The 20452-nt window shown below is 65.8% G+C and carries 17 protein-coding genes and 1 CRISPR repeat array; of the genes, 7 read left to right on the top strand and 10 right to left on the bottom strand.

Annotated features, from left to right (window positions below):
* The first annotated feature begins 2 nt into the window (after window positions 1–2).
* Window positions 3–566: a type I-F CRISPR-associated endoribonuclease Cas6/Csy4 gene (gene cas6f / locus C662_RS01455; protein WP_002923958.1), complete on the top strand. Its 564-nt coding sequence runs from the start codon at window positions 3–5 to the stop codon at window positions 564–566.
* Between the two features lie 131 nt (window positions 567–697).
* Window positions 698–2945: direct repeats of the CRISPR family, unit length 28 nt; unit sequence GATCACTGCCGCGTAGGCAGCTCAGAAA.
* 38 nt (window positions 2946–2983) lie between these two features.
* On the opposite strand, the gene C662_RS01450 is transcribed toward cas6f, so the two are convergent.
* Window positions 2984–4348 (bottom strand): ISL3 family transposase, encoded by a 1365-nt coding sequence (locus C662_RS01450; RefSeq protein WP_002923956.1) that lies wholly within the window; start codon window positions 4346–4348, stop codon window positions 2984–2986.
* Entirely contained in the window at window positions 4345–5070 is a 726-nt protein-coding gene (locus tag C662_RS19730) for a BRO-N domain-containing protein (protein WP_081333255.1), read from the bottom strand. Before C662_RS19730 ends, C662_RS01450 begins: the two co-directional genes overlap by 4 nt.
* 304 nt (window positions 5071–5374) lie before the next feature.
* Here C662_RS19730 and C662_RS20225 point away from each other — a divergent pair, with 304 nt between their 5' ends.
* Complete coding sequence (locus tag C662_RS20225; RefSeq protein ID WP_157354423.1) at window positions 5375–5527, top strand: hypothetical protein; 153 nt, start codon at window positions 5375–5377, stop codon at window positions 5525–5527.
* A gap of 157 nt (window positions 5528–5684) precedes the next feature.
* Here the strand turns inward: C662_RS20225 and bioB are convergent, their stop codons facing one another.
* The 5 genes from bioB to rlmD all read right to left on the bottom strand — a co-directional run bounded on the left by bioB (window position 5685) and on the right by rlmD (window position 11479).
* Window positions 5685–6704: a biotin synthase BioB gene (gene bioB, locus C662_RS01440; protein ID WP_002923952.1), complete on the bottom strand. Its 1020-nt coding sequence runs from the start codon at window positions 6702–6704 to the stop codon at window positions 5685–5687.
* Window positions 6701–7447, bottom strand: coding sequence for a dethiobiotin synthase (gene bioD, locus C662_RS01435; protein ID WP_002923951.1), 747 nt, complete (start codon window positions 7445–7447; stop codon window positions 6701–6703). The genes bioB and bioD overlap by 4 nt, the downstream gene beginning before the upstream one ends.
* Window positions 7444–8667 carry an aminotransferase class I/II-fold pyridoxal phosphate-dependent enzyme gene (locus tag C662_RS01430; protein ID WP_232433191.1) on the bottom strand — a complete coding sequence of 408 codons (1224 nt, stop codon included), beginning with the start codon at window positions 8665–8667 and terminating at the stop codon, window positions 7444–7446. The genes bioD and C662_RS01430 overlap by 4 nt, the downstream gene beginning before the upstream one ends.
* Window positions 8633–10075 carry an adenosylmethionine--8-amino-7-oxononanoate transaminase gene (gene bioA, locus C662_RS01425; RefSeq protein ID WP_083485716.1) on the bottom strand — a complete coding sequence of 481 codons (1443 nt, stop codon included), beginning with the start codon at window positions 10073–10075 and terminating at the stop codon, window positions 8633–8635. Before bioA ends, C662_RS01430 begins: the two co-directional genes overlap by 35 nt.
* Before the next feature lie 102 nt (window positions 10076–10177).
* Entirely contained in the window at window positions 10178–11479 is a 1302-nt protein-coding gene (gene rlmD / locus C662_RS01420; protein ID WP_002923946.1) for a 23S rRNA (uracil(1939)-C(5))-methyltransferase RlmD, read from the bottom strand.
* 300 nt (window positions 11480–11779) lie between these two features.
* Here rlmD and C662_RS01415 point away from each other — a divergent pair, with 300 nt between their 5' ends.
* Window positions 11780–12202 (top strand): hypothetical protein, encoded by a 423-nt coding sequence (locus C662_RS01415; protein WP_002923943.1) that lies wholly within the window; start codon window positions 11780–11782, stop codon window positions 12200–12202.
* Between the two features lie 66 nt (window positions 12203–12268).
* Here the strand turns inward: C662_RS01415 and bamC are convergent, their stop codons facing one another.
* The 3 genes from bamC to C662_RS01400 form a co-directional block, all read right to left on the bottom strand.
* The gene (gene bamC / locus C662_RS01410; protein ID WP_002923942.1) at window positions 12269–13411 is read right to left on the bottom strand and encodes an outer membrane protein assembly factor BamC; all 1143 of its coding nucleotides are present in this window, start codon (window positions 13409–13411) and stop codon (window positions 12269–12271) included.
* Window positions 13412–13437: 26 nt separating this feature from the next.
* The gene (gene dapA, locus C662_RS01405; RefSeq protein WP_002923941.1) at window positions 13438–14316 is read right to left on the bottom strand and encodes a 4-hydroxy-tetrahydrodipicolinate synthase; all 879 of its coding nucleotides are present in this window, start codon (window positions 14314–14316) and stop codon (window positions 13438–13440) included.
* A 106-nt stretch (window positions 14317–14422) separates the two neighbouring features.
* Complete coding sequence (locus tag C662_RS01400; protein ID WP_002923940.1) at window positions 14423–15349, bottom strand: histone deacetylase family protein; 927 nt, start codon at window positions 15347–15349, stop codon at window positions 14423–14425.
* Between the two features lie 159 nt (window positions 15350–15508).
* On the opposite strand from C662_RS01400, the gene C662_RS01395 reads away from it, so the two are divergent.
* From C662_RS01395 to mltB, 4 genes are read left to right on the top strand one after another with little or no spacing between them, the layout of a single operon-like run.
* The gene (locus tag C662_RS01395) at window positions 15509–16426 is read left to right on the top strand and encodes an AAA family ATPase (RefSeq protein ID WP_002923939.1); all 918 of its coding nucleotides are present in this window, start codon (window positions 15509–15511) and stop codon (window positions 16424–16426) included.
* Complete coding sequence (locus C662_RS01390) at window positions 16426–17415, top strand: DUF58 domain-containing protein (RefSeq protein WP_002923937.1); 990 nt, start codon at window positions 16426–16428, stop codon at window positions 17413–17415. Before C662_RS01395 ends, C662_RS01390 begins: the two co-directional genes overlap by 1 nt.
* Window positions 17412–19406, top strand: a complete 1995-nt coding sequence (locus C662_RS01385; RefSeq protein WP_002923936.1) for a transglutaminase TgpA family protein — start codon at window positions 17412–17414, stop codon at window positions 19404–19406. The genes C662_RS01390 and C662_RS01385 overlap by 4 nt, the downstream gene beginning before the upstream one ends.
* A gap of 12 nt (window positions 19407–19418) precedes the next feature.
* Complete coding sequence (gene mltB / locus C662_RS01380) at window positions 19419–20450, top strand: lytic murein transglycosylase B (RefSeq protein WP_002923932.1); 1032 nt, start codon at window positions 19419–19421, stop codon at window positions 20448–20450.
* Window positions 20451–20452 lie beyond the last annotated feature (2 nt).

Below are 20452 nucleotides of genomic sequence, written 5' to 3'. Positions count from 1 at the left end.
ACATGGACCACTACATCGACATCACCGTGCTACCGGACCCGGAGTTTCCGGCAACGACCCTGATGAACGCCCTGTTCGCCAAGCTGCACCGGGGGCTGGTCGATCACGGCGGACAAGACATCGGCGTCAGTTTCCCCGAAGTCATGCTGGGCAAGCGAACGCTCGGACAGCGGCTGCGCCTCCATGGCAACAGTGTGAGTCTCGATCGGCTCATGGCGATCGGGTGGATGCAAGGCATGCGCGACCACGTCACGATCACCTCAGTCCAGCCTGTGCCGGCCGGAGTACAGCATCGCGTCGTGCGCCGCGTTCAAGCCAAGAGCAGCCCGGAGCGCCTGCGCCGCCGCCTGATGGCCCGCAAATCGATCGACGCAGAGACAGCTCGAACGGCGATTCCAGACAGCGCGGCGGAGATGCTGGAACTGCCCTACATCGAGATCGCCAGCCGCAGTACGGAGCAACGATTCAGGCTGTTCATTGAACACGTGGAGCCCGTACCGACGCCACGCGAGGGCACCTACGGCAGTTACGGCCTCAGTTCGAGCGCAACCATTCCGTGGTTCTAGACCCTTTTTTCTGGCACGGGAAAGGGATGCTATGGAATCAAGGCGTTACGACCCCTGCCAGGAATTGCGTGCGACACACCCGTTTCATGATTTCTCTTTAACAATTAGACTCTTACTGCTTCAGATGTCTAGATCACTGCCGCGTAGGCAGCTCAGAAATTACTCGACAACCGGCGCAACTACAGAACTACGATCACTGCCGCGTAGGCAGCTCAGAAATCGTGGAGGGTGGCGCCGGTGGCGTAGCCCTCGATCACTGCCGCGTAGGCAGCTCAGAAAGTTTCGCGCTACGGAGATTTCGCGGTGTCCCAGATCACTGCCGCGTAGGCAGCTCAGAAAGCCTCGCCGCGCGCGGCTACACCGCCCCCCAGGATCACTGCCGCGTAGGCAGCTCAGAAATTGACCAGGCTGGGGTGCATGGGTTTGTCGATGATCACTGCCGCGTAGGCAGCTCAGAAAGAAGAGCTCGATGTGCTGTCGCGCTGCTCGGGGATCACTGCCGCGTAGGCAGCTCAGAAATGGTGGGTGCCGCGTCAGGCGGCGGTGGGAATGATCACTGCCGCGTAGGCAGCTCAGAAATCGAACTCTTTCGGGCCTTCAGTTTTGGTTACGATCACTGCCGCGTAGGCAGCTCAGAAAAGCACGATGGGCAAGTACGTCGAGTTCATGGAGATCACTGCCGCGTAGGCAGCTCAGAAAGCCACGAGGCCCTGCGCCGCACGGCCACCGTGGATCACTGCCGCGTAGGCAGCTCAGAAATATCAGAACGCCGACGCCGACTATTACAACCTGATCACTGCCGCGTAGGCAGCTCAGAAAAGAGTGGGGTCGGGCAGCACCGCCTTGATGTTGATCACTGCCGCGTAGGCAGCTCAGAAAGAATCCGTCGCGGCCTCGCTCGGTATCCAAGGGATCACTGCCGCGTAGGCAGCTCAGAAACGCCGGTTGCCCGCGCTCTGGTCGAGGCGAACGATCACTGCCGCGTAGGCAGCTCAGAAAGAACACGCTCCCAAAGGGGCGGCATCGGATACGATCACTGCCGCGTAGGCAGCTCAGAAATTCGCCAGCGCGGTGCAGCCCTGACTGCATCCGATCACTGCCGCGTAGGCAGCTCAGAAAGCTGCAGACCAGCGCGCAGACACCATCGCCGAGATCACTGCCGCGTAGGCAGCTCAGAAATGCAGGAATCGTTCTTTGCCGCGATCCATTCCGATCACTGCCGCGTAGGCAGCTCAGAAATGTTTCCTCCGGGCGATTTCATGTACTGGATGGATCACTGCCGCGTAGGCAGCTCAGAAATTGCTCAGGAAGATGCTCGGGCACGGCAGCGAGATCACTGCCGCGTAGGCAGCTCAGAAATTCAAGGCTGCCGTCAACTTCGGGTGAAGCTCGATCACTGCCGCGTAGGCAGCTCAGAAAAGCTGCGCACCGCCATCGTGCGCGCCCGCGAAGATCACTGCCGCGTAGGCAGCTCAGAAACGCGTGAGAAGGGGCTGGGAAGGACCCGCGATGATCACTGCCGCGTAGGCAGCTCAGAAAAGGATGCCCCCGACGCCGGCCGGGTCAATGCCGATCACTGCCGCGTAGGCAGCTCAGAAAGGTAACAGTCTTAGCCGACGCAAACGCAGTCGGATCACTGCCGCGTAGGCAGCTCAGAAAATGACCGAAGCCACCCTGCAAGCCCTGGCCGAGATCACTGCCGCGTAGGCAGCTCAGAAAACAGCCGAACCCAGGCCCGATCGAGCAGCGTGGATCACTGCCGCGTAGGCAGCTCAGAAAAACGAGAAATCTACTCCCCCCACCCGGGCCCGGATCACTGCCGCGTAGGCAGCTCAGAAAATGCAAATCCGTCTGCGCCGGGGGTTCTCGCGGATCACTGCCGCGTAGGCAGCTCAGAAATTTGGCAAAAAACTGACCGAGTCCGTGGATGGGATCACTGCCGCGTAGGCAGCTCAGAAATTGGCGAGCGCCTTCAAGTCCTGCGTGATCTGGATCACTGCCGCGTAGGCAGCTCAGAAAATGTCGCGGCCCTCACTTGTTGAGCATTGCCAGATCACTGCCGCGTAGGCAGCTCAGAATGAACAGCGAGCGCAGGCGGCAACACAGTTCGAGATCACTGCCGCGTAGGCAGCTCAGAAAGCTACCAGCGAGGCGCCATGCAGTCGCAGAGGGATCACTGCCGCGTAGGCAGCTCAGAAAGGGCGAGTCAAAAGGATGCGAGCGACGACATGGATCACTGCCGCGTAGGCAGCTCAGAAAAGAGAGCGGTCGGATCGAGGTCCTCAACCTTCGATCACTGCCGCGTAGGCAGCTCAGAAAAGTGAGACCACATTGCGCGACCTGAGTGTCGGGATCACTGCCGCGTAGGCAGCTCAGAAATTCGGGTATTCGGAATAGCCGGTTGATGAAGGGAACTTCTAACCGGCTTCCGAAGGCGGTGTAGTGATGTTGATGGGAGGCTCCAAGAAGCGCTCCAAGAGCTTCCCTATAGGCACCCCCATGTCCACCATGGCGGGTGCCTCTCGTGCAAGGTCAGCGTCCGTAGGGACGCCATAGCCCATTGTGAAGGGCGATTCCCGGCGAGGCTTTTCCTTGCGCTTCATTCTGTGCTCGACCGAGAACAGCATCTTGGCCCGGAACATCTCGAACGACATGCTCCGTGCGGCCCTGTTCAGGTCTTTCATTTGCCGGTTCATCGACTCGGTGAAGGCATTGGTATTGCGCTTTCCGTCACCGAAGTAGGCGAAGATTTCCGCCTCCCAGTTGCTCATTGCCGTGGTCAGCGGCGCCCACTGGGGGCGCTCCTCCGGGGTCAGGCTGGAATGCCAGCGCCGGTACTCTTCCTTGGCGTCAGACTCGTTTTCCAGATTCCAGATGTTCAGGAACTCTTCCTTGAGACGGTAGGCGGCACCGAGTTCTGGGAACTGGTTGAGCCACGTATCGACCACCATGCGGTTCATGGGGCTGAGGTCATGCTCACGCATCAGCATCAGCTTTCGGTCGCCCTTGAGTGCCCGGCGCCGGTGCTGTGACAGTCCGGCCTTGATGCCCTTCCTGATCTTCTCCATGGCCTCATTGGCCATGCGCTGGATGTGGAACTTGTCCACCACGATGGCGGCATCAGGCATCAATGCCTTCGCCACCTCGCGGTAGGGGTTCCACATGTCCATGCACACAATCTCAATGTCTTTGCGGTCTTTGAGGCGTGACAGGTAGGCCGTGACCTGCGGCTTCGTGCGCGACTCCAACAGGTCGATGATGGTTTCCTCTTCGATGTTGGTCAGCACGCAGCGGTAGGTGCGTTGCAGGTACAGCTCATCAATGCCCAGCACACGGGGCGCAGAAGGCTTGTAGCGGCCTTTCTGCGCCTCGGCATGATCACGGAACAGCTTGCGGATGATCGCCTCATCCACGCCAACCTCGCGGCCCACGTCGCTATTGGTGCGACCCACAGCGGCCTTGATGATGTAGTCGGACAGCCGTTTGGTCATTCGGTGGCCCTCGGCCATCTCCGGCAAGGCCGGGCTGAACGTGCCATTGCAGGCCCGGCAGAGGAAGCGGCGCCGGATCAACCAGAGCGTGACCCAGCGTCCATGCAGCGGCAGGTCGCGCAACTTCATCTCCTTCTTGCCAAAGCGCACCACCTCGCCGTAAACCGCGCAGTTCGGGCAGATGACCGGATCAGGGTATTCCACTTGGAAGCTGTACTCGTTCTCTTCCTCGTGGAATCCCACGATCTTGGCCTTGAGAGGGTGCAGGATGTTGTCGGGCAGGGTTGTCAAGGCTTCATTACTCCGGTTCCAGAAGCCTTGCTGGCCTCATACGCCATGCGCTGCGCAAGGCGTTGATTGCACGCCGCAGCCAGTTCGGCCAGTTCTTTGTTGCTGGGCAGCATGCCGTTCGGCTCCAGCAGGCGGCGAGGCAATTCAGCCAGTGACACCACCATGGCTTCGCGGTCAATGGCTTTAGCCCAAGGCACCGTTGGCTTGTTGTCGCGGTCGTAGGTCAGGGAGAACATCCAGCGGTCGTGCTTCCACCCATCGTCACCCGCCATCACCGCTTCAAAAACCGTGCGGGCGGCCTGGTCAGCCACTTCGGAGGCAAGAGCAAACGCCAGCTTGAGGCGCTCAGGGTCTTGGTTGCCGTACCCGCCAGTCTTGCGAATGGCTGGCAAAACTTCGTGAGTGATCCAGCGCTTGAAGCGCTTGGCCTCTTCCTTGCGGCTGGTCAGGATCAGGCTGTATAGGCCGGACTCGCTGACGATCATGATTTCCTGCCGACCGCCGGGGGTGGATACAGTGCATACACCCTTCTCGTCATCATCGAGGCGGCCAACTGCTTGCCGAGAGCTGACGATCTCAAGCGCAGCGCAAACATCCGCTGCGATGAACCAGATTTCACCGTCGCGGTTGACGGTGCGCACTGGCAGGTGGTCGAAGTTGAAGGTCTGGTGAGGGGTGTCGCTGGAAGTGGCACCCACAGAGAGAAGATTTTGACTAGCCATGATGGCCTCCTGACATTCGTTCAATTTCGCCCCTTGTTCAGAGAGGCGGCCGGGTACTTGAACACGGTGTCAGGACCGCCCGCAGATTTCCCCCGAAGGGTCTTGTATAGCTGCGCGCTACCCGGCCATAGACCGCTATTGTCCCGCATCACGGGGCAACGCAAAACCTATGGACGTGAAAAAGCCGCTTTGACTTTCGGGAGCGGCTTCCGCCTGACAAGGTGTGTTCAGCACCTGACATGAACTCTAACGCCAAGAATGCAGGCTGTCAACATCAATCTACGAAATCAAAATTGAAATGTAGATGCTGACCTACAACGCCGAATCAACAGCCTTTTCCGAATACCCAGAAATTCTGGATGTCGAGCCAGCCGCCGGTACCGGTGATCACTGCCGCTTAGGCAGCTCAGAAATAGATGGTCGCAGTACTGGGCATGGCTGCCGGGATCGCTGCTGACAAACGCAACCCCTCGCGACTTGCGTCGCTCCTACAGCGGGTCTCATGCACGCCCTCGCGGCTGGCGCCGCTCGTACAGCGGGTTTCATGCGGCTGCGGGCGGTTGACGGTGTGGTGCTGCACGGCGCAGCTCATTGCCGCGCCGTGCGACGCTCTGTCAGGCGTCCTGGCCCTGGATGCGCATGTCCAGGCGTTCGAGCAGGCTGCGGTCGCGGCCGGTCTGCGGGTTGGGGGTGGTAAGCAGGTGGTCGCCGTAGAAGATCGAGTTGGCGCCGGCCATCAGGCACAGCGCCTGGAGCGCCTCGTCCATCTGCTCGCGGCCGGCGGACAGGCGCACGTAGCTGGTGGGCATGGTGATGCGGGCGACGGCGATGGTGCGTACGAACTCAAACGGGTCGATCGGATCGACGCCGGCCAGCGGGGTGCCGGGGATGGGCACGAGGTTGTTGATCGGCACCGACTCCGGGCAGGGCTCGAGGTTGGCCAGCTGGGCGATCAGGCCAGCGCGGTGGCTGCGCGTCTCGCCCATGCCGACGATGCCGCCGCTGCACACGTTGATGCCGGCAGAGCGCACGTTGTCGAGGGTGTCGAGGCGATCCTGGTAGGTGCGCGTGCCGATGACCTTGCCGTAGTACTCGGGCGCGGTGTCGAGGTTGTGGTTGTAGTAGTCGAGGCCAGCCTCCTTGAGCGACTGCGCCTGGTCCTGGTCGAGCATGCCCAGAGTCATGCAGGTTTCCATGCCGAGCGCCTTCACCTCGCGCACCATCGCAGTGACGCGCTCCATGTCGCGCGCCTTGGGCGAGCGCCAGGCGGCGCCCATGCAGAAGCGACTGGCGCCCTGGGCCTTGGCGGCGCGCGCGGCGGCGATCACCTCGTCTACCGGCATCAGCTTGGCGGCCTTGACGTCGGTCTCGAAGTGCGCGGACTGCGAGCAGTAGCCGCAGTCCTCTGCGCAGCCACCGGTCTTGATCGACAACAGCGTCGACAGCTGGATCTCGCTCGGGTTGAAGTGTTCGCGATGCACCTGCTGGGCACGAAACACGAGGTCCATGAAGGGCAGCGCGAACAGGGCTTCGACCGCCTCCACCGACCAGCGTGCCTGGCCCGTGGGCGACAGGGTTGCGGGCGCGGCGCTGCGGCGCAGGGATTCGGGCGAGATGGTGGCCAAAGTGCTCATGGTGTCTCCGTTGTAAGGTCTTGAGTCTTGAAGAGTGTGTGCAATGCGGGAACGTTGAGGTAAGGCGCGATGGCCTCCGGCGTCGGTGCAGGCAGGCGCGGGATCAGGCCCAGGCAGGGCGCACTGCCCAGCCCGTGGGCAAGTGCGTCGAGGTTCTCGGCGACCCACGGCATGTCGGGGTCGACAGTGTTGGCCACCCAGCCGCACAGGTGCAGGCCGCGGGCACGGATGGCCTCTGCACTGAGCAGGGCGTGGTTGATGCACCCCAGACGCAGGCCGACCACCAGCAGCACCGGCAGGCCAAGCTCGACAGCGAGGTCGGCGGAGTCCCACGCCCCGTCCGGCCCGGCGGCGTCGCCCAACGGCACGCGGAACCCGCCCACACCCTCGACCACGACGCGGTCGGCACGCTGCGCCACGGCCGCGACCGCTGCAAGCACGCCGGCACGCTCGATACGCCGGCCTTCGAGCGCGGCGGCGACATGGGGAGCGCAGGCAGCGGCGAACTGATAGGGGCAGATCTCAGCGGCGGTGATCGGCATGGAGGCTGCTGCGCGCAAGGCGTACACATCCTCGTTGATGCATTCACCATCGATAAGCTCGGTACCGGCTGCGATCGGCTTGAGGCCCGCGGCGCGCAGGCCGCACTTGCCGAGCAGGGCAACGATGGCCGCGCTGACCCGGGTCTTGCCGATTTCGGTGTCGGTGCCGGTGACGAAGATGCCTTTTGAGGCGTCGATCAAGGGTGCTCTCCTTCACTCGCGAGTTGCGCCAGTGCGGCGCACAAGCGGTCTACGTCGGCGCGGCTGTGCGCCGCGCTCAGGGTTATGCGCAGGCGCGCGCTGCCTGCTGGCACGGTGGGCGGACGGATGGCGGGGACGCGCAGCCCGCGCGCCTCGAGCGCCGCCGACAGTGCGACCGCGGCAGCATTGTCGCCCACGATGAGCGCTTGGATGGCGGTCGCGGACTCGGCGAGCCGCCAGCCGCAGTGCGGGTGTGCAGCGATGACGGCGGCGAGGCCGGTGCGCAGCGCTTCGACCAGCGCATTCAGGTGGCCGCGCCGCGCCGCACCCTCCTCGCCCGCGATCAGCGCCAGGCTTGCCAACTGTGTGTGGGCGAGCGCCGGCGACGGCGCCGTGGTGTAGATATAGCTGCGCGCGCCCTGCACCAGGGCTTCGACAACCAGCGGGTGGGCGGCGACGAAGGCACCGCTCACGCCCGCAGCCTTGCCCAGCGTACCCATGTAGATGATGCGTTCGCTGCGCAGGCCGAAATGTGCGAGCGCGCCCTGCCCGCCTTCGCCCAGCACGCCAAAGCCGTGGGCGTCGTCCACGATCAGCCAGGCATCGTGGCGCTCGGCCAGGGCGAGCAGTTCGGGCAGCGGCGCAATGTCGCCGTCCATGCTGAACACCGCATCGGTGACGATGAGCCGCAGCGCCGCCGTGCTGTCGGCAAGCATGGCGTCGAGCAGGTCGAGCCGTGCATGCGGGTAGCGCCGCATCCTGGCCTCGGCGAGCAGGCCGCCATCGATCAAGGAGGCGTGGTTGAGCTTGTCGGCGAAGATCGCCGCCTCAGCGTCGGCCAGGGTGGTGAGCAAGGCCAGGTTGGCCATGTAACCCGAACAGAAGCCCAGCACCGCCGCCTGCGGGATGTACGGCGCCAGCCAGCGCGCGAGTTCATCCTCGAGCGCCGCATGGGGCGTGGCGTGGCCGCTCACCAGTGCCGATGCGCCGCTGCCCACGCCCCAGCGCCGCGCGCCCGCGGCAAGCGCGTCGATCAGCGCGGGATGCGCGGCCAGGCCGAGGTAGTCGTTGCTGCAGAAGGCAAGCAGCGCACGCGTGCCCTCGCCGCCCTCGGCCAGATGCTGGAGGGGGGCGCACGCTGAGTCAGCGACACGCCGCTGCCGCCACAGTGCGGCCGCCTCGCGCTCACGCAGTCGGCGGTTCAGGTGTTCGAGCAACATGATGAGGCGCGGCCCGGGCCGCATCGGCCAGGGTCTGTTCAAGGGTGTCGAGGGTGCGGGCGGCCAGCCAGACCGCGAGTTCGTCATCGAGCACGTAGGGCGGCATCAGATACACGGAGCGACCGATCGGGCGGATCAGCAGCCCCCTGGCCCTGCCGGCAAGGTGGAAGCGCTCGGCGAAGCGCTCGCCGGCATGGGGCTCGCGCACATCGAAGGCCCAGATCATGCCGCGCTGGCGCAGGTGTTCGATGCGTTCATCCTCGGCCAGCAGCGCCAGCGCCGCGCTCAGCGCGGCGGCAGGTGCGCGGTTACGCGCGATCACATCGTCCTCGGCAAAGCGGTCGAGCACGGCCAGCGCCGCCCTGCACGCGAGTGCGTTGCCGGTGTAGGAGTGCGAATGCAGGAAGCCGCGTGCGATGTCGTCATCGAGAAAGACGCGATAGATCTCGTCACGCGTGAGCACCAGCGACAAGGGCAGGTAGCCACCGCTGATGCCCTTGGACAGGCACACGAAATCCGGCCATACGGCGGGCTCGCCGGGCGCGGCCGCCTGCTCGAAGGCGAAGAAGCTGCCGCTGCGGCCACAGCCCACGGCAATCTCGTCGGCGATCAGGTGCACCTCGTAGTCATCGCACAGGGCGCGCAAGCCGCGCAGATAGGCCGGGTCGTGCATCGCCATGCCGGCAGCGCATTGCACCAGTGGCTCGACGATGAAGGCAGCGATGTGTTCGTGACGGGACTCGAACAGGACACGCACCTCGGCCAGCGCACGCGCGGCCACGTCGGCCGGGCTCTCGCCCGCGGCAGCAAGCCGTGCATCGGGCGAGGCGACGAGGTGGGCGCGCATCAGCAGCGGGTCGTAGGCGTCGCGAAACACGGCGACGTCGGTGACGGCCAGCGCGCCCAGGGTCTCGCCGTGATAGCCCTGGCGCACGCAGACGAATTCGCGCTTGTTGCCGCGCCCGCGGTTGCGCCACGCATGGAAGCTCATCTTGAGCGCGATCTCGACCGCAGAGGCACCGTCGCTGGCATAGAAGGCATGGCCGAGGACGCCACCAGTGAGCGCGTTCAGGCGCTCGGCCAGTTCCACCGCCGGCGCATGGGTGCAACCGGCCAGCATGACATGGGGCAAGGTATCGAGCTGGTCGCGCAGCGCGGCATTGAGGCGGGCGTCGGCATGGCCGAACAGGTTCACCCACCACGAGCTGTTGGCGTCGAAATAGCGCCCGCCCTCGTAGTCGTACAGCCACGGCCCGCTCGCGCGCGCGATCGGCAGCGGCGGCACCGTCTGCGCGCGCTGCATCTGGGTGCAGGGGTGCCATACGCTGGCGAGGCTGCGGCGCTGCCAGGCAGCGTTCGACGCTTCGCCCGCAGTGGACGAGAAACGAGGGTCTGATGCGGGACTCACCACGAGCTCATTTTGTATTCATAATTACGGACAGACGGCGCGCCATTCTCCCAGCACGGGGGGCAAATGTGAACCCTCGCTACGGCGACCCGGCCCACTCTTTCAGCCGCGCTCGAAGAGCGCGACCGACTCCACATGCGAGGTCTGCGGGAACATGTTGGCAATGCCCGCCCCACGCAGCACGTAGCCCTTCTCGCGCACCAGCACGGCGGCGTCGCGTGCCAGCGTCGCCGGGTTGCAGGACACATACACGATGCGCGCTGGCGAATGCTCACCGCCAAGCGCCTTCGCGACCGCAATCGCACCTTCGCGCGGCGGATCGATCAGCATCTTGTCGAGCCGGCCGAGCGCGGCCAGGCTGTCCTCGGTGGCCTCGAAGAGGTTCGCGGCGTGGAACTCGGTGAGGCTGTCGAGGCCATTGCGGCGGGCATTGTCGAGTGCGCGCGCGACCAAGGCATCGCTACCCTCGACGCCAATGACCCGGGCCCCAAGACGCGCGATCGGCAGGCTGAAGTTGCCCAGGCCGCAGAACAGGTCGGCGATGCGCTCACCCGCACGCGGCGCGAGCAGTTGCATGGCGCGGCGGATGAGCAGGCGGTTGATGTGTACGTTGACCTGGGTGAAGTCGGTCGGGCGGAAGTCCATGCGGACGTCGAACTCGGGCAGCGTGTAATGCAGCGCACGCTCGGCGGACGGATCGAAAGGTATGGCCGTGTCTGGCCCGCCCGGCTGCATCCAGGCCTGGATGCCCTCGGCTGCGGCGAAGGCGGCGATGCGCTTCTCGTCTGCGCGGCTGAAGGGCTGCAGGTTGCGGAACACGAACACCGTAGCGTCGTCACCGATCGCGATCTCCACCTGCGGCAGGCGATCGGCGATCGACAAGCCGGCGATCATCTCGCGCAGGCGTGGCAGCAGGGCCGAGATGCCTGCGGGAAGAACCGGGCACTCGCGCATGTCAACGATGTAGCTTGAACGCCGCTCGTGAAAGCCGATACGCAAGCCGCCCTTGCTCGGCACGAGGCGAACGCCAAGACGGGCGCGATAGCGGTAGCCCCAGGCCGATCCATTGACTGCCGGATAGATGATGGCGGGCCGCAGTTTGCCGATATGCCAGAGCGCATCTTCCAGGATGCGCTGCTTGGCCGCGGCCTGGGCGAGCGGGTCGAGGTGCTGCATCGAACAGCCGCCGCACACACCGAAGTGAGCGCACCGCGGCTCGACCCGCTGGGCGCTGGAGCGCAGGATTCGCACCGCAGTCGCCTGCTCGTAGTTCGGCCGGCTGCGCTGGACCTCGTACTCGACACGCTCTCCGGGGAGACCGCCTTCGATGAAGACGGTCTTGCCGCCGACATGGGTAACGCCACGGCCTTCGTGGTCGAGTGATTCGATGGTGGCGATGCTCATGACGGTGCGCAGGCGGGGCGGGAAACTCGGGAGGGCGATTCTACCGCGGGAGCGCTGCACCGCGCGCGGCGCCCCGGTGCAGCACCCGAGCACACCCGGCATCTGACATCCGGATACAAAGTCGCTCGAAACCAAAACGCCAAGCCATTGTTTACAAGCATGTTGTCAACAACCCGAAAGCTATTGCGCTGCAGCAGTCCGAGCAGCCGTACATGCTAATATGCCCGCGTCCAGTCAGCCCTCGAGGTTGGCAGACACCTACACAAACCAAGAATCCCTTCTACAAAAGGAAGACACGTGATGAAGCATCCCCTTCTCGTTGCCGCCCTCGTCGCCGTTGCCGTTGCCGCTTGCGGCAAGAATGAAGAGCCCGCCGTCCAGGCTCCGCCTTCGGCTCAGGAACAGATGAAGGAGTCGGCAGCACAGGCCGTAGAGGCCGCCAAGGAAAGCGCAGCTGCTGCGGGTGAAGCCGCCGCTGCCGCAACCGAAGCTGCCAAGGAAGAAGCTGCAGCCGCGGTCGAAGAAGCGAAGGAAGGCGCCGAAGAGGCCAAGTCGGCAACCGACGCCGCTGTCGAAGCGGTCAAGGAAGAAGCTGCTGCTGCGGTCGAACAGGTCAAGGACGCCGCCGAGGCAGCAAAGGCCGAAGCGGCCGCTGCGGTGGACGCGGCGAAGGAAGCGGCCGGCGCAGCCGTCGGCGCTGCCAAGGAGGCGGCGAAGGACTGAGTCGCCCTCGCCACCCAACAAAAAAGCCGGCTTGCGCCGGCTTTTTTGTTTCGTGCGCAGTGTCGATCAGCGCAGTTGTTGCTGCAGCAGGCCCAGCATGCGGCGAGCGGTGTCCGAGTTATCGACGCCGCCCTCGCGGCTGAGCACACTGACGCGCGATGCGTCGCCCTGCCCTTCCACACGCAGGCGGTATTCACTGCCAGCCTGGGCCGGCTTGTCGTCACTGCGCCAGAACGCGAGGCGGGACAGGAAGCCCTTGTTGGGGCTGCGGTTGTCCGCATCCGGATCAACGTAGCGGACGTAGTACAGGCCCTGTGCGCGATCGCGGTCCTCGACCGTGAAGCCGATGCGGTCGAGTGCGAGGCCAACCCTGCGCCAAGCGCGGTCGAAGGGCTCCTCGACCTGCAACGCAGCCTGACCATCGGCCGCGGAAACGACTCGCGCGCGCTCGGGCGCGGCTGGCGCAACCAGTGCAGCCTCGGCACGCGCCTCCTCGGCCCCGAGGTGCACCATCAGGCGCCGCAACATCTCGGCCTCGAGCTCGGGGTCGGCAGGACGCGGCTGCCAGATGGTCGAGTCCTTCGCCTCAGTCGGATAGATCTCGATCATGCCGCGGTGACTGACGTAGATCTCCAGCGTCCCGGCGTCCTTGCCCTGCTCGAAGCGGGTGCGGAACTTGTCGCGCTCGGGGGTCGAGAACAGGCCGTCGAGTACGCGGCCGATGGTCGAACGCACGAAGTCCTGCGGAATCTTGGCACGGTCTTCGGCCCAATCGGTTTCCATCACGCCGATTTCCGGGCTGTCGATGTTGAGGATGAACCCCATCTCGAGCCAGAAGTCCTTGACCTTGGGCCACAACTCGGCGGCATTGCCACCGACCACGAGCCAACGCTGGCTGCCTGCGCGCTCGATGCGCATGGTGTCGGAGCCGGCCAGCACTTCGGGACTCCCGCTCGCGACCGTCGAGCGTCCCGCACGGTCGGCCTCATAGGCCGAGTAGGTCGCGATACCGGTGCCCGCGGTATCCGGCACGGCAAAGCGGTCGTCGCGCCGCGGCGCGGTCAGGTCGGGCGGAACCTCGAGCGGCCGCTCGATCTGGCGTGCGCTCTTGTAGTCGATGCGCTTGCCTTCGAACATCGAAGTCGAGCAGCCGCCAAGCGCCAGCGAGAGCGCGACCAGGGAAAGGGAAGTGCGCGTGGAACGATTCATGGAATACCTGGACAGAGGGTTTCGGTTCAGAACTGGATGCCGGCCTTGCTCAAGGCCTTGCGCACACGCTCGTGGTACGCCTCGGCCAAGGGCGTGAGCGGCAGGCGGATGCCATCGCCGATCAGGCCCATGCGAGCAACCGCCCACTTGACCGGAATGGGGTTCGCTTCGCAGAACAGATCGCGATGCAGACCCGTGAGCGCAGCATTGGTTTCACGCAGGGACTTCATGTCACCCGCAGCGGCCGCTGCGCACAGCTGGTGCATGGCACGCGGCGCCACGTTTGCGGTGACCGAGATGACGCCATGGCCGCCCAGCATCAGGAAGGCGGCAGAGCTCATGTCGTCGCCGCTGTAGAGGCCGAAGCCCGCCGGCGCGCGCTCGATGAGGTCGCAGGCGCGATCGAGGTTACCGGTAGCGTCCTTGAGGCCGACCACGTTGGGGATCTCGGCCAGCCGCAGCGTGGTGTCGTTGCCGAGATCTGCAACCGTGCGCCCGGGCACGTTGTAGAGGATCAGCGGCAGTTCGACCGCCTCGGCAATGGTGCGGAAGTGCCGGTAAAGGCCTTCCTGCGACGGCTTGTTGTAGTAGGGGACGACCGACAGGTGGGCATCGGCGCCGGCACGGGCAGCAAAACGAGCCAGTTCGACCGCCTCGGATGTCGAGTTGGCACCTGTTCCGGCGACGACCGGGACCCGCCCAGCCACGTGCTCGACGGTGCAGCGGATCAACTCGCAGTGTTCATCGACGCTGACCGACGGCGACTCGCCAGTGGTGCCGACGATGACGATGCCGTCCGTACCTTCGGTGATGTGCCAGTCGATGAGCTTGCGCAAGCTCGGGAAATCAAGACTGCCGTCGTCATGCATGGGCGTGACGATGGCGACAAGCGATCCGGTAATCATGGCGTGGGGGCGTGCGTAAAAGATTCGATTCTAACCGATCGCCGGATTCGGGCCAGCCTCGCGCGCGTGGAGGTCACGCACGCGAGGCTGGCCCGCAGCGGCAGGCTCAAAGGTCTGCAAGCGCCTTGATGTGGGCAACGACCGAGCGCGCCAGCGACGACAGCGAATAACCGCCCTCGAGGATGGACACGATGCGGGTATGCCCACAGTCCGCAGCGACCCCCTTGATCTGCTCGGTCGCCCACACGTAGTCGGCCTCGACCAGGCCAAGCGAGCCCATGTCGTCCTCGTAGTGGGCATCGAAGCCGGCAGAGATGAAGATCATTTGCGGGTTGTGGCTGCGCAGCGCCGGTACGACGACATCGCTGAAGACCTGGCGGAACGCATCGCCGCGGGTCCCCGCCGGCAAAGGCACGTTGCACATGTGCGCGGGCGGATTGTCCGTTCCGCTGTAGGGGTAGAAGGGATGCTGGAAGATCCCCGCCATCATCACCCGCGGATCGTTGCGGAAGATGTCCTCGGTGCCGTTGCCATGGTGAACGTCGAAGTCGACAACCGCGACGCGTTCGAGGCCATGGGCCTCGAGCGCATGCCGTGCTGCGATGGCGACGTTGTTCATGAAGCAGAAGCCCATCGCCTTCGCACGCTCGGCATGATGGCCGGGCGGACGCACGGCGCAGAAGGCATTCTCGATCTCGCCCTTCATGACCAGGTCGGTGGCGAACACCCCGGCACCGGCCGAGCGCAGCGCCGCCTTCATCGTGCCCGGCGACATCGCGGTATCCGGATCGAGGTGGCGAATGCCGTGCTCGGGCACGTTGCCCACGAGGTCGTCCAGGTACTCGGCCGGATGTACGCGCAGAATCTGCTCGCGCTCGGCAACGGGCGCGTCGTAGAAGGAGATGTACATGTCCAGACCAGCCGCGATGAGCCGGTCGTTGATCGCCGACAGCCGGTCCGCGCATTCGGGGTGCATCGATCCCATGTCGTGCAGCCAGCAGTCACGATGCGTGATGAATGCCGTCGTCGTCATACTCCTCCCTCTCATCTCGAGAACAATGATTCGGCCTCAAGTGGCGCGTGCGCGCCCGGGCCCATTATTGACCTGGCAACGTCACCCCTGGCCGCGGGAGCGCTGCTCTTTGTCGTCTATTATCACCGCTTCCAAGCCAATTTCACAGTACGCGCCACGATGCCCCTGCACCATGCGAATCGCCTGCTCGAAGCAGCAGGCCGGATCATCCTCGGCAAGGACCGGGAGCTGCGTCTCGCCCTTGCCTGCCTCGTTGCCCGCGGCCACCTGCTGATCGAGGACGTTCCGGGCGTGGGCAAGACCACGCTCGCGCATGTCTTCGCGAGGCTCACCGGGCTGCAGTTCCAGCGCATCCAGTTCACCAGCGACCTGCTGCCGGCCGACATCCTGGGCGTGTCCGTGTTCGATCGCGAGTCGAGCGCGTTCCGCTTTCATCCAGGGCCGGTGTTCGCCCAGCTGATCCTCGCCGACGAGATCAACCGTGCCACCCCGAAGACGCAGAGTGCGCTGCTCGAGGCCATGGAGGAGGGCCAGGTCACCGCCGACGGCGGCACCTTCGCGCTCCCCGAGCCCTTCTTCGTGATCGCAACGCAGAACCCGGCACACCAGATCGGCACCTTCCCGCTGCCCGAGAGCCAGCTCGACCGCTTCTTGCTGCGTATCAGGCTGGGCTATCCCGACCGCGAGGCCGAACGTGCGCTGCTGATGGGCGAAGACAGGCGCGGCATGCTCGGGCGCCAGGCTGCTGTGATCAGCCCGGCGGCGCTCGTCGAGTTGCAACAGGCGGCCATGCGTGTCCATGTCTCGGCGGCCCTGGTCGATTACCTTCAGGCTGTGCTCGAGGCCAGTCGCGGCAACCCCGAGCTTGCCGGCGGACTCAGCCCGCGCGCGGGCCTGGGCCTGCTCGCGGCAGCGCGCGCCTGGGCGCTTATCGAAGGTCGCGACCACGTCCTGCCCGAGGACGTGCAGACCCTCTTCCCCCACGTCGCCGGCCATCGGCTGCACCTGGCCGGCGACGGCCGCCCGGTACCGGCGGCAACGCTGACGCGTCTGCTGCACGCGGTCAAACTCGTCTGATGATGAGGCCAGGGCAAGGCCGCGCGCTGCGCATGCTGGAACGGGCCGAGCGCTGGCTGTTCCGTATCGGCACCCCGGAGCCGGCGCCGATCCGCCTGGTGCAGCGACGCATCTACGTACTGCCTACCCCGGCCGGACTCGCCTTCGCCGCCGCCCTCGCGACCATGTTGCTGGCCTCGATCAACTACAACCTCAGCCTCGGCTACGGCTTCGTGTTCCTGCTCGGCGGGACGGCCATGGCGAGCATGGTGCATGCGTTTCGCAACCTGCTTGGCCTGTCCATCCGCGCCGAGCGCTGCGAGCCCGTGTTCTGCGGCGACACCGCCGGCTTCGTGTTCAGCATCGATAACACGCGTAACCGTCGGCGCCCTTCGCTCAGCCTGCGCGCACACGGCCAGCAGGTCGGCTTCGACACCGGCCCCGCACAGCTCACCCGGGTATGCCTGCCCTGCCCGACGACGCGGCGCGGCCAGCTCAGCCCTGGGCGCACGGTCATCCAGACGACCTGGCCGCTTGGCCTGATCCGGGCGTGGAGCGTATTCGTGCCCGAGCAGCACTGCGTCGTATACCCTGCGCCCGAGCCGGATCCGCCCGCGCTGCCGGAAGATGCCGGTGCCGATGCCGGAATGCGCGGACGCAGCCGCGACGGCGACGACGATTTCACCGGCCTGCGCACCCACCGCAGCGCGGACTCGCCGCGCCACGTTGCATGGAAGGTACTGGCGCGCGGCGGGCCGATGCTCACGAAATCGTACGCCAGCTGGAGTTCGCCCGACCTCGTGCTCGACTGGTCGCAGCTACCACAGCAGCTCGACGATGAACGCCGGTTGTCGCGCCTGACAGCCTGGCTGCTCGCGGCAGAACAACACAACCGGCGCTACGCTCTCAAACTGCCCGGATGCGAAGTCGCGAGCGGCCAGGGCAAGGCCCACCTCGAGTGCTGCCTCGGCGAGCTTGCCCGCTTTGGCGCGCCACGGGAGGAGGCATGATCGGCCGGCTGCTGCGCGCCCTTCCCATCCGGCGCCACTCAACGGCGCCGCCGGAGCGCGCCCTGGACCGTCGTCAGGGCGCCTGGCTGTTGGGCGGCGCCGCGCTCACCCTCGCCCCGCATGCGCTATGGCTGCCGGCCTGGGCGAGCGCTCTTGCAGCCCTGCTGCTGTGCTGGCGCGGGCTGCTGCTGTGGCGAGGCAAGCGGCCACCGGCACGCCTGCTGCTGCTTGCCGTCGCGGTAGCGGTTGCCGTGGGGGTCCGCCTCGAATTCGGCCATTTTTTCGGCCGCGAACCAGGCGTGACCCTGCTGGCCCTGCTGCTCGGCCTCAAGCTGCTCGAGTCGCGTGCAGCGCGCGACATTCGCGCCGGGGTGCTGCTGTGCCTGTTCCTGCAACTCGCCATCTTCCTCGAAGATCAATCCTTGCCTGTCGCCGCCCTCGCACTGGGCGCAAGCCTGGTCACCCTGGGCGCGCTGGTGGCGCTTGCCGACCCGGGCGGACCGCAACGCGAACACCTGCGGACGGCGACACTCCTGGTCGCCCAGGGCCTGCCCTTCATGCTGCTGTTCTTCGTGCTGTTCCCGCGCGTGCAGGGGCCGCTCTGGGGCTTGCCTGCAGATGCGTTCAGCGCGCGCACGGGTCTGTCCGAAACCATGGACCCGGGCTCGATCAGCGAGCTGAGCCTGTCCAGCGCGATCGTCATGCGCGCGGTGTTCGACGGCGCACCGCCCGCGCCGACCCAACGCTACTGGCGCGGCCCGGTGCTCACCGAGTTCGACGGCCGCACCTGGCGCGCAGCCCCCTTCGTTGAGGCCGAGACGCCGTTCTACGTGGTGTCCGGACCTCGGCTCGACTACACCCTCACCCTCGAACCCCACAACCGGCGCTGGCTGCTTGCCCTCGACTTTGCCGGCAGCGCAAGTCCGGCGATACGCCATGCAAGCGACTACCACGCCCTGGCGGTGACCCCGCTGCGCGTACGTAGCCGCCTTGCACTCACCGCTTACCCTGACATCCTCACTGGGCTCGAGGAGGACGCCGACGTGCTGTCGGCCGCCTTGCGCCTACCGGCCGACAGCAACCCGCGCAGCCGCGCGCTTGCAGCCGAACTGGCCGCGGGTGCGGCATCCGACCGGGAGACACTGGCGCGCGTGATCGACTACCTGCGCTCGGGCCGCTACATCTACACGCTGCGCCCGCCTCTGCTCGGTCGCCATAGTGCGGACGAGTTCCTGTTCGACACACGCAGAGGCTTCTGCGAACACTTCGCCTCGGCGTTCGCCGTGCTGATGCGCGCAGCCGGCGTGCCGACACGGGTGGTGACCGGCTACCAGGGCGGCGAGATCAACCCGGTCGACGGCAACCTCGTCGTGCGTCAGTCCGATGCGCACGCCTGGAACGAGGTCTGGCTCACCGGCAGCGGCTGGGTGCGCGTCGACCCTACCGCGCTCGCCGCCCCCCAACGCATCGACGACGGTCTCGCGGCTGCGCTTGCCGAGTTCGACGGCCTGCCGCTGATGCTGCGCGCCGACATGGAATGGCTGCGCGCACTGCGTTACCAGTGGGAGGCGGTATCGAATGCCTGGAACCAGCGCGTGCTGGGTTATGACACCGAGCGCCAGCGCGCCCTGCTCGCCCGCATCGGGTTCGAGCGCGTCGATGCGACCACGCTTGCTGCAATCCTGAGCCTGGCCACCGCTGCACTGTTCGGCGTGCTTTATCTGTGGGCCATCAGGCAGCGGCGTGCGCAGGACCCTCTGGAGCGACAGTGGGCCCGCTTCTGCACGCGCATGGCGCGCCAGGGACTGGGGCGCGAACCGTGGGAAGGCCCGCTCGACTACGCCGACCGGCTCGCGCGCGCGCGCCCCGGGCAGGCAGATGCGTTACGTACGATCTGTGCAAGCTACGCCAGCCTGCGGTATGGTCGGGACGTCGACAAGGACGCGCTCAATGCCCTGCGCCACCGCATCGATGCCCTTCGCAACCCGTAGCCACCGAATGCCATGCCCCGCCTCTCAGCCTCCAGGCCGCTGCGCCAGCTCGCAGCACTGCTTGCACTTGCCCTGCCTACCCCCCTGCTTGCCTCCTACGCCGACCGCGATGATGCGCGCAGCTTCATAGCCGAGGTCGCCGCCCGCCACGATTTCGATCCAGCCGAGCTCCACGATGCGCTCGGCCGCGCCCGCCACGACGCCAGCGTCATTCGCCTGATCACCCCGCCTGCGCGCCGCGGCGCCAGGTCATGGCAGAACTACCGCAGCCGCTTTCTGGACCGCACCCGGATCGAGGGCGGCCTCGCCTTCTGGCGCGAGCATGAGCACGAACTGGCACGCGCCGAGCGCAGCTTCGGCGTACCTGCCGAGGTCATCGTAGCCATCATCGGCGTGGAAACGGTGTATGGCCGCCAGACCGGCAACTTCGAGACGCTGTCGGCCCTTGCCACCCTGGCCTTCGACTATCCGCCCAGGGCTGAGCTGTTCCGCCGCGAACTGGAGTCGCTGTTCGTGCTCGCACGCCAGCAGGGCCGCGCACCGGACAGTTTCACCGGCTCCTTCGCGGGAGCTCTCGGCTATCCCCAGTTCCTGCCCAGCAGCGTGCTTGCCTACGCGGTCGACTTCGATGGCAACGGCCGGATCGACTTCGAATCCGACGCCATCGACGCCATCGGCAGCGTGGCGAATTACCTCAAGGTGCATGGCTGGCAGACTGGCGCCCCCGTCGCCGAGCGCGCCCGGCTGGCGCCGACCACCGACGCAGCAATGCTCGTAGCCGCCGGCATCGAGCCAGCTCTGGACCCTGCCACCCTCAGCGCTGCCGGCGTATCCACCCTCGACGGCGGCAGCGCGGCAGCCACGGCAACCCTGGTGGACCTCGAAACGCCCGGCGCAGACACCGAGTACTGGTTCGGCTACCGCAACTTCTATGTCATCACACGCTACAATCGCAGCAGCTTCTACGCGATGTCGGTATATGAGCTTGCCGAGGCCCTCAGGCTGCGGCGCCTGGTAGACGAGGTCCGCGCCCAGAGGCGCTGAGG

This window comes from Thauera sp. 28 (assembly GCF_000310145.2).
In the GTDB taxonomy this organism is placed as follows: domain Bacteria; phylum Pseudomonadota; class Gammaproteobacteria; order Burkholderiales; family Rhodocyclaceae; genus Thauera; species Thauera mechernichensis.
Note: the sequence above shows the minus strand (reverse complement) of the source record. Positions and strands in the feature narration are given on the sequence as shown.